16 protein-coding genes and 1 tRNA gene are annotated in these 12,491 nt (G+C 63.2%); 6 read left to right on the plus strand and 11 right to left on the minus strand.

The features are described 5' to 3' along the window. Nucleotides 1-83: 83 nt before the first annotated feature. Nucleotides 84-668: a type IV toxin-antitoxin system AbiEi family antitoxin domain-containing protein gene (locus tag E3T29_RS01535; protein WP_241987581.1), complete on the plus strand. Its 585-nt coding sequence runs from the start codon at nucleotides 84-86 to the stop codon at nucleotides 666-668. Between the two features lie 187 nt (nucleotides 669-855). Then, entirely contained in the window at nucleotides 856-1,470 is a 615-nt protein-coding gene (locus tag E3T29_RS01540; protein ID WP_255574915.1) for a nucleotidyl transferase AbiEii/AbiGii toxin family protein, read from the plus strand. A gap of 153 nt (nucleotides 1,471-1,623) precedes the next feature. Here the strand turns inward: E3T29_RS01540 and E3T29_RS01545 are convergent, their stop codons facing one another. Continuing rightward, the gene (locus E3T29_RS01545; RefSeq protein ID WP_134343792.1) at nucleotides 1,624-2,427 is read right to left on the minus strand and encodes an alpha/beta fold hydrolase; all 804 of its coding nucleotides are present in this window, start codon (nucleotides 2,425-2,427) and stop codon (nucleotides 1,624-1,626) included. A 498-nt stretch (nucleotides 2,428-2,925) separates the two neighbouring features. Between E3T29_RS01545 and fdxA the strand changes: the two genes are divergently transcribed. Further along, nucleotides 2,926-3,249: a ferredoxin gene (fdxA, locus tag E3T29_RS01550; protein WP_134343793.1), complete on the plus strand. Its 324-nt coding sequence runs from the start codon at nucleotides 2,926-2,928 to the stop codon at nucleotides 3,247-3,249. Nucleotides 3,250-3,311: 62 nt separating this feature from the next. Here the strand turns inward: fdxA and E3T29_RS01555 are convergent, their stop codons facing one another. The 3 genes from E3T29_RS01555 to E3T29_RS01565 form a co-directional block, all read right to left on the minus strand. Further along, nucleotides 3,312-3,644 carry a cupin domain-containing protein gene (locus E3T29_RS01555; protein ID WP_134343794.1) on the minus strand — a complete coding sequence of 111 codons (333 nt, stop codon included), beginning with the start codon at nucleotides 3,642-3,644 and terminating at the stop codon, nucleotides 3,312-3,314. A 123-nt stretch (nucleotides 3,645-3,767) separates the two neighbouring features. Further along, nucleotides 3,768-5,141: a glutamine synthetase gene (locus tag E3T29_RS01560; RefSeq protein WP_134343795.1), complete on the minus strand. Its 1,374-nt coding sequence runs from the start codon at nucleotides 5,139-5,141 to the stop codon at nucleotides 3,768-3,770. A gap of 154 nt (nucleotides 5,142-5,295) precedes the next feature. After that, a complete protein-coding gene (locus E3T29_RS01565; protein ID WP_134343796.1) occupies nucleotides 5,296-5,571 on the minus strand; it encodes a hypothetical protein in 276 nt (91 codons plus the stop codon). A gap of 634 nt (nucleotides 5,572-6,205) precedes the next feature. On the opposite strand from E3T29_RS01565, the gene E3T29_RS20585 reads away from it, so the two are divergent. Beyond that, the gene (locus tag E3T29_RS20585; RefSeq protein WP_174776387.1) at nucleotides 6,206-6,511 is read left to right on the plus strand and encodes a hypothetical protein; all 306 of its coding nucleotides are present in this window, start codon (nucleotides 6,206-6,208) and stop codon (nucleotides 6,509-6,511) included. Between the two features lie 274 nt (nucleotides 6,512-6,785). Here the strand turns inward: E3T29_RS20585 and E3T29_RS01580 are convergent. The 5 genes from E3T29_RS01580 to E3T29_RS01600 all read right to left on the minus strand — a co-directional run bounded on the left by E3T29_RS01580 (nucleotide 6,786) and on the right by E3T29_RS01600 (nucleotide 9,997). Beyond that, a tRNA-Arg gene (locus E3T29_RS01580) sits at nucleotides 6,786-6,860 on the minus strand. A gap of 83 nt (nucleotides 6,861-6,943) precedes the next feature. Beyond that, entirely contained in the window at nucleotides 6,944-7,336 is a 393-nt protein-coding gene (locus E3T29_RS01585) for a VOC family protein (RefSeq protein ID WP_134343797.1), read from the minus strand. Between the two features lie 10 nt (nucleotides 7,337-7,346). Next, complete coding sequence (locus tag E3T29_RS01590) at nucleotides 7,347-7,844, minus strand: HNH endonuclease (protein ID WP_134343798.1); 498 nt, start codon at nucleotides 7,842-7,844, stop codon at nucleotides 7,347-7,349. Between the two features lie 346 nt (nucleotides 7,845-8,190). Next, nucleotides 8,191-8,943, minus strand: a complete 753-nt coding sequence (locus tag E3T29_RS01595; RefSeq protein WP_241987582.1) for a C40 family peptidase — start codon at nucleotides 8,941-8,943, stop codon at nucleotides 8,191-8,193. 334 nt (nucleotides 8,944-9,277) lie between these two features. Continuing rightward, complete coding sequence (locus E3T29_RS01600; protein WP_134343800.1) at nucleotides 9,278-9,997, minus strand: metal-dependent transcriptional regulator; 720 nt, start codon at nucleotides 9,995-9,997, stop codon at nucleotides 9,278-9,280. A gap of 131 nt (nucleotides 9,998-10,128) precedes the next feature. On the opposite strand from E3T29_RS01600, the gene serC reads away from it, so the two are divergent. Further along, nucleotides 10,129-11,247: a phosphoserine transaminase gene (gene serC / locus E3T29_RS01605; protein ID WP_104089154.1), complete on the plus strand. Its 1,119-nt coding sequence runs from the start codon at nucleotides 10,129-10,131 to the stop codon at nucleotides 11,245-11,247. A 19-nt stretch (nucleotides 11,248-11,266) separates the two neighbouring features. Further along, entirely contained in the window at nucleotides 11,267-11,527 is a 261-nt protein-coding gene (locus tag E3T29_RS01610) for a DUF2530 domain-containing protein (RefSeq protein ID WP_134343801.1), read from the plus strand. Here the strand turns inward: E3T29_RS01610 and E3T29_RS01615 are convergent. Together E3T29_RS01615 and E3T29_RS01620 are read right to left on the minus strand one after the other, a co-directional pair. Continuing rightward, complete coding sequence (locus E3T29_RS01615) at nucleotides 11,420-12,088, minus strand: DUF3027 domain-containing protein (protein WP_134343802.1); 669 nt, start codon at nucleotides 12,086-12,088, stop codon at nucleotides 11,420-11,422. The two genes, E3T29_RS01610 and E3T29_RS01615, sit on opposite strands and share 108 nt — an antisense overlap. Next, nucleotides 12,081-12,461, minus strand: a complete 381-nt coding sequence (locus E3T29_RS01620; RefSeq protein WP_092112494.1) for a cold-shock protein — start codon at nucleotides 12,459-12,461, stop codon at nucleotides 12,081-12,083. The genes E3T29_RS01615 and E3T29_RS01620 overlap by 8 nt, the downstream gene beginning before the upstream one ends. Between the last annotated feature and the right edge of the window lie 30 nt (nucleotides 12,462-12,491).

The raw sequence follows: 12,491 nt of genomic DNA on the forward strand, positions 1-12,491 counted from the left end.
GCTTCGACCCCTCTGGTGTACGGAAATGTTTACAGCTAAAGTTACGTGTGCACGCTTCGATACACGCGGAAATGAGGCCGGAGATGCATGCGATTGACAGCCTGCCTGCCGCCGCCTTCAGCACCGCCATGGCCACCGATGCGGGGGTGGGGGCACGCGAGCTGCGTCGGCTCAGCGAGAACGGCACCATCGACCGAATCGCCCGAGGGCTCTACCGCCGTGCCGATCTGCCGCCAGCCAACCTGGACTTGCTTGAGATCCTGACCCGCAGGCCCGACGCAACAATGTGCCTGTCGAGTGCCTTGGCGCACCACGGCCTCGTTGACGTCATCCCCGCCCGAATCGACATTGCCCTACCGCGTGGCGCCCGAATCCCCCGCACTGACGCTCCTGTTTCCTGGCATCATTTCGACGCCGCGACGTTCGCGCTCGAACGCACTGAGCTGGCCATCAATGGTTCCGACGCGACTATCGGCCTGTATTCGCCCGAACGCTCCATCGTCGATGCCTACCGATTGCGCGGGTCGGAGGGATACGAGATCGCTACGGAAGCGCTGAAGAACTGGCTGCGCCGACGCGGGTCTCACCCAGCCGCGTTAATGAGCATCGCCCGGCAGCTGCCCCGATCGAGCGGTCCGTTGCGTCACGCCCTGGAGTTGCTTTCGTGAGCCAGGCGTCGCAACTCTATGCCGCGCTCTCACGATATGCCCGAGCTTCGGGCCGGGCCGTTTCGGAGACGGTCACCTTCTACGCCATGGAGGCTTTCCTGAGCAGACTCGCTCAGACAATCTACAAGGATGACTTCGTGCTGAAGGGCGGCGTGCTCCTGGCCGCGTATCGCCTCCGACGAGCGACATCGACATGGAAGCCGTCAACTTTCAAGTGGATGCCGCCCATTTGCTCGCTGTCGTGGAGGCCGTTGCGGCCGTATTCGTCGACGATGCTCTGGCAATTGACCCGGCACGCACCGAGGTGCGCGCCATCCGCGAGGGCGATGACTACTCCGGGATCCGAGTCAAGATATTTGCCCACATCTACACGAGCGCCCTGTCGTTCCATCTGGACATCAGCACTGGCGACCCGATCTGGCCGGCCCCGCGCTCGATGGCTGTTCCGCGCATCCTCGGTGGCGAATTTGAGATGCTCGGCTATCCGCTGGTGATGGTTGTTGCAGAAAAGGCGGCCACAATGCTGACCCGTGGAACGACGAGCACACGATGGCGCGACATCGTCGGCCTGCGAAATTTCTCGCTGACACACGACTTCAGCGCGAGTGAGCTACGCGGTGCAGCTCAGCGCGTCGCCGATTTCCGCCAAGTGCCGCTGACCGCAATCTCGGTCGCCACGACAGGCTGGCCAGTGGTCGCTCAAACAAAATGGTCAGCCTGGCGGCGCAAACTCGCCCTCACCGGCACCGTGGGCGACGATGACACTTGGGACCCGTCAACTCAGCGCTGGCATAAGCGCTGAATTCAAACCCGCAAGGGGAACGTCTTGCGGGACAGTTCAGGTTGCCCGTTGGCGGACGGCTCACAGGCAAGGCATCGTGTCAGCGGCTGCTCGTATGGGCTGGCCGCACGGATCTGCCGGTCCGGGCCGATAGGACGCTGGGATGGTCGCCCGTTACCCCAAACGCGATGGTGGGTGGGCACGACAGAATTCACGCACGGCGTTGTTCAACGGTTCGGGCCGCTCGAGACTGCTCATGTGGCCTGCGTCCTCGATCGTGACAAGTGTCGTGTTCGGGATCGCCTCCTCGAACTGGCGGGCGACGCTGAGCGGCGAGCGAGCATCAAATTGTCCCCAGATCAGCAGCGCCGGGACTGATAGGTGAGGCAGCAGGTCGCTCAAGTCGGTCTCGGCCATGATGTCAAGTTGGTACCTGAGGGTGGCGGGGCGGACGTCGGCTGCGATGGCGGCGAGCAGAGGCACAAACTTCACAGGCGGATCGCCAGCGAAGAGTCCGGGAAGCGTGGGGTCGAAGTCCTCCGGCGGCGAGGCGAGCATCTGGCGGGCGTGTGCGACCCGCGCGCGTATCTCGTCTGCGGGCAGCGATCCCTTCCAGCCGGCGTAGGTGTCGATCATGATCAGGGTCGCGACGAGCCCAGGATGGCGGCGGTAGAGCTCAAGCGCCACAGTGCCGCCCCAGGAACGGCCTGCGACGTGCGCGGGCCCGAGCTCAAGCGTTTCGATCAGCCTTGCGAGCCCGTCCGCAAAGCCTGCTAAACCGAAGCCCTTCGGAAGGTCGGAGGACCGGCCAGCCCCTGGCTCGTCCCACGCCACGACAGTGAATTCGTCGGCCAGGCCGGCAAGCTGCGGTTGCCAGATTCGACTGTCCTCAGCCGCGCCATGGACGAAGACTAAGGGGGGCCCCTCACCGACCCGCTCGTAGGCGATCTGGACGCCATCTGCCTCGACAAACTCCACGTTTGAACCATACTCGGGCCCAGATAGGGTGTCACGTGGGGAACCTTCTGCGGGACTCTTCGCGGTGCCGATAGCGGATTGTTTGAGCAATCTGGACGGGGCTGTAGTGGTCGTCCTGAAAGTGCCTGCAACGCGAGGGCCTAGGGCAAGGCTGCGCCGAACGCGACGAGCGCCAACCCCTTGTCGTAGCCGTTGGTCATGCCACTGAAGCTGCGGCCCTCATAACTGGCTGCCGGCACCGGGATCACCGTGCACAATGCGACTCACAAGGAGGACTACCCCGCCCGGCAGAACTTCTCACAGCGGCAGATCGACATACTGCTCGCGGGCGGACTCATTGCCTGGCTGAACGAGAGGAGCGCGAACCCGGCCCGCGATCGAGACTGAATCGTGCCGTTTGCAGGCCCGTCCCCAGCGGGCCCGACAGCGTGATCTGGATTTGATGACCCGGTTGTCGTAGGCTCAAAGTCATCTCTTCGTGAAGGGAGCCCCGCCACTGTGACGTACGTTATAGCTCTTCCCTGCGTCGATGTGAAAGATCGGGCCTGCATCGAAGAATGCCCGGTCGACTGTATTTACGAGGGCGAACGGATGCTCTACATCCACCCCGATGAGTGCATCGACTGCGGTGCCTGTGAACCGGTATGTCCAGTCGAGGCGATCTACTACGAGGATGACGTGCCGGAGCAATGGGCCGATTACTATAAGATGAACGTCGAATTCTTCGACGACATCGGCTCCCCGGGCGGGGCCGCCAAGGTGGGCATATTTGCCAAGGATCACCCCTTGATTGCTGTACTACCGCCGCAGGCTGCCGCCTGAGGCACCCCTTTCTCGATCGTGCGCCCCCCGAACTCCTATGGGTCATCGATTTGGGGAACTCATCACCGAGTCTTTGCCACCGTGAACAGTACCGCCGCGTCTTCTACTGCTTCGAGTGCGTGTCGACCCTCCGGCACGATCAGCAGATCGCCCGGTGAGCCACTCCAGGAGTTCTCCCCCGAGATGAGGACGACGCGTCCGTGCAGCACGAAAAAGGTCGCGTCACCGGGATTCTCATGCTCATCCAGCTTAGCGCCCGCACGCAAGGCGATCACAGTCTGGCGGAGCGTGCGTTCGCTGCCTCCGTACACGGTCTTCGCACTTCGGCCGCTGCTGACCTGCCGGGCATGATCCAACTCGTGACGCACAAGCGCAGTCAACGACGACTTCATCATGAGGCACCTCTCTTCGCGCGGCACTGCGCTTGCTGATGTAATCCCCAGCATACTGTCGCCTCCAGACATTCCCATGTGGCGAGCGCGGCTAAAGAAGCCGAACCCTCCGCCCCCTCTGTGATTTTAGATCGACCAGGCGAACCTGAACTTCTCTGGCAGTTGGTCGGCGTCGGCCGGCCCGTAGTGATCGAGTTCCCAGCGTCGAACTGCAAGCACGGCCTGGACGATCTGAGGTCCGAGAATGTGGGCAGCGATTTCGGAGGCGGCGAGTGCGTCGAGCGTTGCTCCCAGAGCGGAGGGAAGCAGCACCGTCGCCGAGGCGAGTTGCTGCTCTTCGGTCTGGTCGGCCGGATTCGTGGTGACCTCCGCTGGAAGCGCCGTCGATGACCGGATGCCCTCGAGCGCGGCGCCGAGAATGACCGCGGTCGTCAGGTAGGGGTTCGACGACGGATCGACAATCTTGACTTCGACGTTGGCGCCGTATGGATTGCCGCGGGTGGCTTCGAGGAAACGAACCGCTGCCCCGCGATTCTCCCGACCCCAGCAGGCATATGCGCCCGAAAAGAGTCGGGGCCGCAACCGCGCCCCCGAGAGGATCGATCCGCCGAGAACGCCCTGGATGCCGGGGAGTGCGGCGATCACCCCGGCGATGGAAGACGCTCCATCGGTGGTCATGCCGTGGGGTCCGTTGCCGCCGGAGAAGAGAGGTTCCCCAATGCGGCTGAACGAGTAATGGACGTGCGCCGCATTCCCGCCGCCCCCGCTGATAGGGAAGGGCGAGAAAGATGCCCGCAGGTTGTGTTTGCGCGCCAGCCTCCCGGTGATCAGGCGGGCGAGCACTACCCCGTCGGCCGCCTGAAGTGGTGTGGCCGGTGGCAGCGAGAACTCGACCGTGGAGGCAAAGAACTTGGCGTGTAGTTGCTCGAGCGGGATACCGGCGGCGGCGGTGGCGGAGAGTAATTCGGTGATGAAAGCCTCGTGGTCGAGTACCGGACCGAGACCGTACGGTGTCCAGCCCGCGCGTGGGAGCGGGGTTCCGTCCGCGGCGGTGATGGTGAACTCGATCTCGTGCCCCACGAGCGCCTCAAGCCCGGCTTCCTCGATGTCGTGTTGGATGCGGCGAAGCCGCCCCCGCGGATCGATGGCGAGTGGTGCGCCGTTCTGGTCGAAGATCTCCGTTGGAGCCCAAGCGAGACCTCCATCGAGGATTCGGAGAGCGTCGAGATCGAGTCTCAGTCTCATATCGCCGACGACGCCGAGGTCGGGTGTGAATGCAATGCCGCCGTCGATGCAGAAGATGTTCCACACCGGCGGGGCGCCGAGACCGGATGAAGCGAACGTCGCCAGTCGATCAACCGGGATGGTCTTGGCCAGGTAGATGCCAGCTGGGTTCGCCAGCGTTCCTACGATGATGCCGACGCCGGCTTCCGAGAGCCGTTCGGCCACCTCGCCAATCCGGCTGTCGCTGAACTCGGGGAGAATAGACTCTGTCGCCATACCGACATGCTGGCAGGACTGAGCGTTATTACGAAATTCACATTGACACTCGGCCGCGGGTCCCAACGGGTGAGTGAGTGCTGGTCGAGAACTTGGGCACAGAGGGAATGGCTGGCCGACGCCGTGGGCTCTGGCATTGGGGTCATGAACCAGCTCAGGAGCCGCCGTTGAGGCTGCGCCGACGCTGGGCCTTAGCCGACGAGCCGGCGTAGCTCGCGCACGGCCGCAGCCACCTCGTCGAGCGGAGCGCGCGACTGCACCAGCCGATGGCCGTCATGCGCGCCACCCACAGTTGCGCCCGCCACAAGCTCAACGGCTGGCCGGCTCCCACGAACGCGCCCAGCGCCCAGCGCACCGCCTCCACGTCGGCCAACCGGACAACGTCGAGCCATTGCACCATCGCCTCATCACGCTCGGTGATCTGCACCACAATTCTGCCTTTCGCTCTGACGCAGCTTTATGGACATGATTCTGCAGCCGACCACCGACATCCGCTTCGACCTACGTCACGGTGCATCGCTCGGATGGTTATCGCGAACTCGGTGCACCGGCATTTTGCGTGGATTGAACCATCTCGATTGACCTCACCGCTTTCGGTACATTCTCGGCTCGCTCACTCACCGTTCGCGCTCTTCATCGTTCGTTGTCTCGCGTCTGTGCCTCTGATTGCTTGCTCCCTTTTTCTTCTCAGTTCTTGGTTTTGTTCTTGCTCTTGTCTTCTCTTCTTCTTCAACTTTTTCTAGTCTTTCCCCGTCGTTAGCCTATTCGCCGTCAGTGACTAGGCAAACGAATAGGCAGGCGGTGCTGCTCAACCCGCCGGCCGGCACGTTATCCACACAAGAATTCGCGCGCGCGTGCTGCTTCTGTTCTGTTCTTCCTGTTTAAGTACTGTTAAGGGGGCCATGAGTATTTGCGCTCGTGGGGGCCAGTGTTATTGACGTTCGGGGCCACGGGGTGATGTGGCGAGTAGCGCGTTTCGGGGCCACCGAATATTTCCGTTCGGGGCCATCTGTTTAGCTCCTTCTGCCGCGTGTATAGGCACGCGGCAGAAGGAGTAATCAATCATGGTACGAAGGATTCAAGCCAAGCGGGTGCTCGAACTCCGCGCTGAGGGCATGACGGGGCGCGCGATCGCCTTAGCGCAGGGCATGTCGCGCAAAAGTGTGCTGGCGGTGTTCGACGCCGCCGACAAAGCTGGCATCGACCGTGACGCTCACGTGAATCGAAGCGATGCGGAGGTGTATTCGTTGCTGTTCCCGGGGCGCGGCGAGCACGAAAGTGTGTTCGTGCAGCCGGATTGGGGCACGCCTCAGCGGCGATTACCCTCGACACCTATGCCGACCTGTTCGACGATGACCTTGACGCCGTAGCGGTCGCGCTGGATACTGCGAAGACCAGGTCGGACGCGCTGCCGTGACGATGCGCGCCCGTCAGGGTCGATTTCCCACCGCGGGGAGTGGCCCTAGAAGGCTGGGTACGGCGTCGCCCCACCCAGCTGAAAAGCCAGAATTGAGCCGTTTCAGCTGCTCCATATCACACCGAAATTTTTTTGAAGTGTGGGCAAAATGTGGGCAAACGGCCATTCCTGAGAATGGCGAAAATCCTACAGCCCAGTGTTTACAAGGGATGCAGGGCCGTCAAGAGTGGTGCCCCTGGAGGGATTCGAACCCCCGGCCATTTCCTTAGGACGGAATTGCTCTTCCACTGAGCTACAGAGGCGGTTCGGCAAGTTTAGCCGGTCACGCCGGTCCGCCCGCTCGATGGCGGGTCGCGGCACACGAACGCCTGCAGGCTTGGGTCAGCTAGCTGGCCATGTGCACAATCTGAATGAGGTTGCCACACGTGTCGTCGAGAACCGCGGTGGTCACCGGCCCCATGACCGTGGGCTCCTGGGTGAAGCGCACGCCGAGGCCTCGCAGTCGCTCATACTCCGCCGGAACGTCATCGACAGCGAACTGGGTGAACGGAATACCGTCGGCGACCAGGGCGTCCTTGAACGGCTTCGCGGCCGGGTGGCCGCTCGGCTCCAGCAACAGTTCGGTACCCTCGGGGTTCTCCGGGGACACCACGGTCAGCCAGCGGTCCTCATCGCCCAGCGGGACGTCGTTCTTTTTCACGAAGCCCAGCACCTCGGTGTAGAACCGCAGCGCCTTCACCTGTTCGTCGACGAACACGCTCGTAATGTTGATTCGCATGACCAAAAGCCTACGCGGCGGGCGCCAGATAGGCATCCCATTCCTGCTCGGGCCGTTCGACTCCGCGCACGATCCAGGTCGCGCCCTGCGGCATCCGTGGGGTGAAGCGCAGCTCCCAGCCCATCTCGGCCGGGGTGTGGTCACTCTTGAGGTTGTTGCAGCGCAGACAGCAGGCCGCGAGGTTGTCCCAGGTGTCGCGACCACCGCGCGACCGCGGCAGCACGTGGTCGATTGTGGCCGCCGACTTGCCGCAGTAGCAGCAACGGTGCTCGTCGCGGCGCAACACGCCGCGGCGACTCACCGGCACCAGGCGTGACATGGGGATGCGCACGTACCGGGTGAGCAGAATGACGCTCGGGCGATCCCACGAGCCCGAGGCCGCGAAAACAGGGTGGTTCTGATCCGACTGCACGATCGTGGCCTTCTGGTTCATTACCAGAATGAGCGCTCGTTTGAACGAGACGACGGCGAGGGGCTCATAGCCCGCATTGAGTACCAGTGTGCGCATGCGCTCCCTTTCGAAGGAGGCTGGACGGCTTCCAGCCATTCGAACTACATCCGATGCGGAAAGAACAGGAGCGCGGCAAAGCGAAAAAGAGTACAAAAAAAGGCGCCGTCACAATGACAACGCCTTCTGGCTGCTCACACAGCTCTTCTCGCTCTGACAACTATGCCGAAAGCACTCGCGACCGCGCAGATCCATGGTGTGGATAGTGCGTCGCTCATGCATTGGCTCTCCTTACGGCCCTACAAACTACATCAGGGCACTAGGTTAACCCACAAATGGCGCAACAGGTGAACCTGTGTGCGCCATTTGTGTGAGCTGTTACCTAGTGTTCACGCGAGGAGACGAACTAGATGCCGATCCGCACGATGTAATAGTCGCTGGTCCAGATCGGCTGGATCCGCACGGACTGGCCGGTGTACGGCGCGTGCAGAATGTTTCCGTTGCCCGCGTAGAAGCCGTCGTGGCCGTCCATGATCACGAGGTCGCCGGGCACGGCGTCTTCGATCGAGATCTTGGTACCGGCCGCCCCCTGGCCCACTGAGGAGTGCGGCAGGCTGATGCCGAACTGCGCGTAGACGTACATAATGAAGCCGGAGCAGTCGAAGCCGGCCGGGGTGGCGCCACCGTAAACATACGGTGTGCCCTGATACTGCGAGGCAACATTGAAAACGGATGCGAGATCAAAATTCGGGTAGGTCGGGTTGGCCAGGAAGTCGGCAACACTCGGGCCCGAATAGCTTGCGGCGTAGGAGGTCATCTGCGCGGCAACCTCGACACGGCGGGTTTCCGCGGCGGCGGCGGCAACGGCAGCAGCAAGTTCTTCGGGAGTGGTGGCGGTGAAACCCTCGCGAGCCACGCTCACGGTGGCGGCCTGCGCATCGACTTCAACAGCCTGCGCCTGAGCCTTGGACATCTCCGTGGACTCGGTGGCCTTGAAGGAGGCGTCCTTCGAGCCGGGAGCGAAGGCATACGCCGGGAGAGCCATGGTGGCAACGAGTCCGGTGGCGAGGGTCATGACGACAATGTTGGCGAAACCGCCACGGCGCTTCTTCGGGGTCGCGCGCGACAGTGCTCGGTGGGAGTGTGCCGACGATTCCACTTTTTCCAGGGAATCAGATGTTCGGCTCAGCCCGCGTCGGGACCTTCTTGTTCCTAATGCAGCCAAAGTTTTAACCTCCGGCGCCTCGACAACACTAGGTCGTTGTCCCGTCCACTTCGCTAATCGCGGGTGTGTTCCGAACCAAGAGACGGGGTAAGCAGGCGTCTTGGCTAGAGTCCTTCGACCTTTCATGGTCTGTGGGACATCCCCGAGGCTACAAGAAGCTCGCCCATTTGTCACCCTGAAACGGTACATTTCTAACGGATTGGTAACGGACGCCCGTTCAGGTCGTGACGACTGGCTCGATTCATCAAGCAGCGAACCCGGCGAGATGTCAGTGTACGACTGGCACGTAGCCGATCGGTGTGGTCACGAAAATGTGCCCGGCAACCTCGTTGGGCAGCTCTAATCCAGCACCAAAACCCTCGACCTGTACTAGAACGTACGATCCGGCGGCCGAAAACGCCCCGGTCGCACCGGGCATCACACCGCTCTGCTTGAGCTGCAGCAGCAGCTCCGGGTCGAACTGCACGGGTTCACCGAGACGACGGATGACCGCGGTCACCGGCACGGTCGAATTCCCCACCACCGACAGCACGCTGGTCACCCCGGCCATGAAGGCAACGGCCGCGGACTCACCGAACTCGTCGAGGCCCGGAATCGGGTTTCCGTAGGGGGACTCGGTCGGGTGACCGAGCAACTCCAAAATCTTGCGTTCGACCTGCTCGCTCATCACGTGTTCCCAGCGACAGGCTTCGTCGTGCACGAACTCCCACTCGAGTCCGATCACGTCGCTGAGCAGCCGTTCGGCCAGGCGATGCTTGCGCATCACGTGCACCGCCTTGCTGCGGCCGGCCGGGGTGAGTTCCAGGTGTCGATCCCCTGACACGATGACGAGGCCGTCTCGTTCCATCCGCGCGACGGTCTGCGAGACGGTCGGGCCGGAGTGACCGAGGCGTTCGGAGATGCGCGCCCGCAGGGGCACGATCTGCTCTTCCTCCAGGTCGAGGATCGTGCGGAGATACATTTCGGTGGTGTCGATCAGATCGCTCATCCGCAGCCCTTCATTCGGCTCGTGCGCGCACCGTTCATAGGTAAGTGAATGGTGCTCCGTTGGCGGCCCCGGCCGGGCCCGCACAGCGTCACAAGCCTACCCGCCCGCAGCTGGGCAACTAGAATCGCCGTATGGCCGACCTACTGATTCCCACCGATCTGCTCCCCCTCGACGGACGATTCGGCTGCGGCCCATCGAAAATCCGGCGCGAACAGCTCGACCACCTGCTGGGATTCGGCACCGGAGTGCTCGGCACATCGCACCGCCAGGCCCCCGTGAAAGACCTCGTCGGTCGCGTGCGCGCCGGCCTGGGCGAACTGTTTCGCATTCCCGACGGCTACGAAGTTGTGCTTGGCAACGGCGGCTCGACCGCATTCTGGGATGCCGCCGCCTTCTCCCTCATTGAAACCCGCGCGCAGAACCTGGTCTTCGGCGAATTCGGCGGCAAGTTCGCCAAGGCGGCCGCCGCCCCCTGGCTCGAAGCCCCCGACGTGATCAAAGCCGACACCGGTTCACGCAGCGACTTCGTGGTGCGCGACGGCATCGACGTCTACGCCTGGCCCCAGAACGAAACCTCGACCGGCGTCATGGCCCCGGTCACCCGGGTCGACGGCGATGCCGGCGCCCTCACCGTCATCGACGCCACCAGCGCCGCGGCCGGCATCGACTTCGACGCGAGCCAAGCGGATGTCTACTACTTCGCCCCGCAGAAAAACCTCGCCTCCGACGGTGGCCTGTGGATCGCCCTCTTCTCCCCCGCCGCGCTCGAGCGCGTCGAACGCATTGCGGCGAGCGGCCGGTACATTCCCGAGTTCCTCAGCCTCAAGAACGCCGTGGACAACTCGCGCCTGAACCAGACGCTGAACACGCCGGCCCTCAGCACCCTGCTGCTGATGGAAAACCAGATCGACTGGATCAACCAGAGCGGCGGACTGACGTGGGCGTCGGCGCGAACGCAGGCATCGTCATCCGTTCTGTATGACTGGGCAGCCGGCGTCGACTACGCGACCCCGTTCGTGGCCGAACCGACGCACCGCTCGCAGGTTGTCGTCACGATCGACTTCGACGACGCCATCGACGCCTCAGCCATCAGTAAGACGCTGCGCGCCAACGGCATCGTCGACACCGAGCCGTACCGCAAGCTCGGCCGCAACCAGCTGCGCATCGCGACTTTCACGGCGATCGACCCGGAGGACGTCAAGAAGCTCGTGGCGTCCATCGAGCACGTCGTCGGACACCTCGGCAACTAGCGAACAAAAGGATCGGGTCATGCGTCTCTGGTTGAAAGACAGCGAACGTCGGCCCGATCCGCTGCCCGCGCGAACGGATGCCCGCAAAGCCCTGTTCGTCGGCACCATCGTCTGGCTGGTCGCTCTCGGCGCCGCCCTCATCGTTGAGGTCACGGCGCCGGCAGCGTCAGGCTTAGGGGCGGCGAGCGCGACGACCGCGGGTTGGTGGCTGTGGTGCACTGTGATCGGCGTCGGCCTCGGCCTCTTCGGTCTCGCCTGGGTGCAGTTCCGCCGCCGCTAGCGCCTCGTCGAAGTCGATGCCGTCGAGCGCGTCGAGCGAGTCATCCGCGTCGTCGTCGCCCGACTCTGCGTCGTCATCCGAGTCCTCGTCTAAATCGTCATCCGACTCGTCGTCATCGTCATCGTCATCGTCATCGTCTGACTCGTCGTCGTCGGTGTCGTCAGCATCCGCTTCACTGTCGTCGCCACCGTCGTCGACGAGGCGATCCGACCACGGCACCCACTCGGGTGCGAGCAGCGAGTCATCGCCGGGTGTGAGCTCGGTTTCGAGCACCTTCGGCTCGGAGTTCTCGTCGACCCGCGCGAGGGTGACGGTCCAGCGCCAGCCCGGGTAGCCGGTCATTAGGCAGTCGAACAGCAGCGACACCACGAGGTCGCCCTCGTCGATGTGGCCGATGACCTCGCCGATGGTGTCGTCGGTCGTGATCTCCAGCAGCGCCGCGCGGGCCAGCTCGACGGCCGCCAGCAGGGTGGCGTCGGCCGGCCGGGTGGGCTCGGCCGCGGTGAGCTCGACCGCGGTAGGCTCGACCGCGGTGGGCTCAGCGTCTGTCAGCTCAGGCATCCAGTTCCTCGGCAACCTTGCGCAGCATCGCCGCGATCTTCTTGCTGTGGCTCGACTCGGGGTAGCGTCCACGCTTGAGGTTGGTGCCGATACCGTCGAGCAGCTTCACGAGGTCTTCCACAATGATGGCCATATCGTCGGCCGGCTTGCGGTTGAACTTGCTCAGGCTCGGCGGCGCCTCGATCACTCGTACCGAGAGCGCCTGGGCGCCGCGTTTGCCGTCGGCGATGCCGAATTCGAGCTTCGCGCCGGCCTTGACGGTTACGCCGGAGGGCAGGGCGGAAGCGTGGAGAAAGACTTCTTGACCGTCATCGGATGTGATGAAGCCAAAGCCTTTCTCCTCGTCGTAAAACTTGACCTTGCCGGTGGGCATCTGAACCTCACTGAGTTTTGGGCGCACAAA

The organism is Cryobacterium sp. TMT1-66-1, from assembly GCF_004403435.1.
Lineage (GTDB): Bacteria > Actinomycetota > Actinomycetes > Actinomycetales > Microbacteriaceae > Cryobacterium > Cryobacterium flavum.

Coding starts and splice junctions, on each gene's coding strand:
- E3T29_RS01585 (WP_134343797.1), bottom strand. CDS start 7,336: ATGCGAATCAACATTACGAGCGTGTTCGTCGACGAACAGGTGAAGGCG.
- E3T29_RS01590 (WP_134343798.1), bottom strand. CDS start 7,844: ATGCGCACACTGGTACTCAATGCGGGCTATGAGCCCCTCGCCGTCGTC.
- E3T29_RS01615 (WP_134343802.1), bottom strand. CDS start 12,088: ATGCCTGAGCTGACAGACGCTGAGCCCACCGCGGTCGAGCCTACCGCG.
- E3T29_RS01555 (WP_134343794.1), bottom strand. CDS start 3,644: ATGATGAAGTCGTCGTTGACTGCGCTTGTGCGTCACGAGTTGGATCAT.
- serC (WP_104089154.1), top strand. CDS start 10,129: ATGGCCGACCTACTGATTCCCACCGATCTGCTCCCCCTCGACGGACGA.
- E3T29_RS01610 (WP_134343801.1), top strand. CDS start 11,267: ATGCGTCTCTGGTTGAAAGACAGCGAACGTCGGCCCGATCCGCTGCCC.
- E3T29_RS01620 (WP_092112494.1), bottom strand. CDS start 12,461: ATGCCCACCGGCAAGGTCAAGTTTTACGACGAGGAGAAAGGCTTTGGC.
- E3T29_RS01560 (WP_134343795.1), bottom strand. CDS start 5,141: ATGGCGACAGAGTCTATTCTCCCCGAGTTCAGCGACAGCCGGATTGGC.
- E3T29_RS01600 (WP_134343800.1), bottom strand. CDS start 9,997: ATGAGCGATCTGATCGACACCACCGAAATGTATCTCCGCACGATCCTC.
- E3T29_RS01535 (WP_241987581.1), top strand. CDS start 84: ATGCATGCGATTGACAGCCTGCCTGCCGCCGCCTTCAGCACCGCCATG.
- E3T29_RS20585 (WP_174776387.1), top strand. CDS start 6,206: ATGGTACGAAGGATTCAAGCCAAGCGGGTGCTCGAACTCCGCGCTGAG.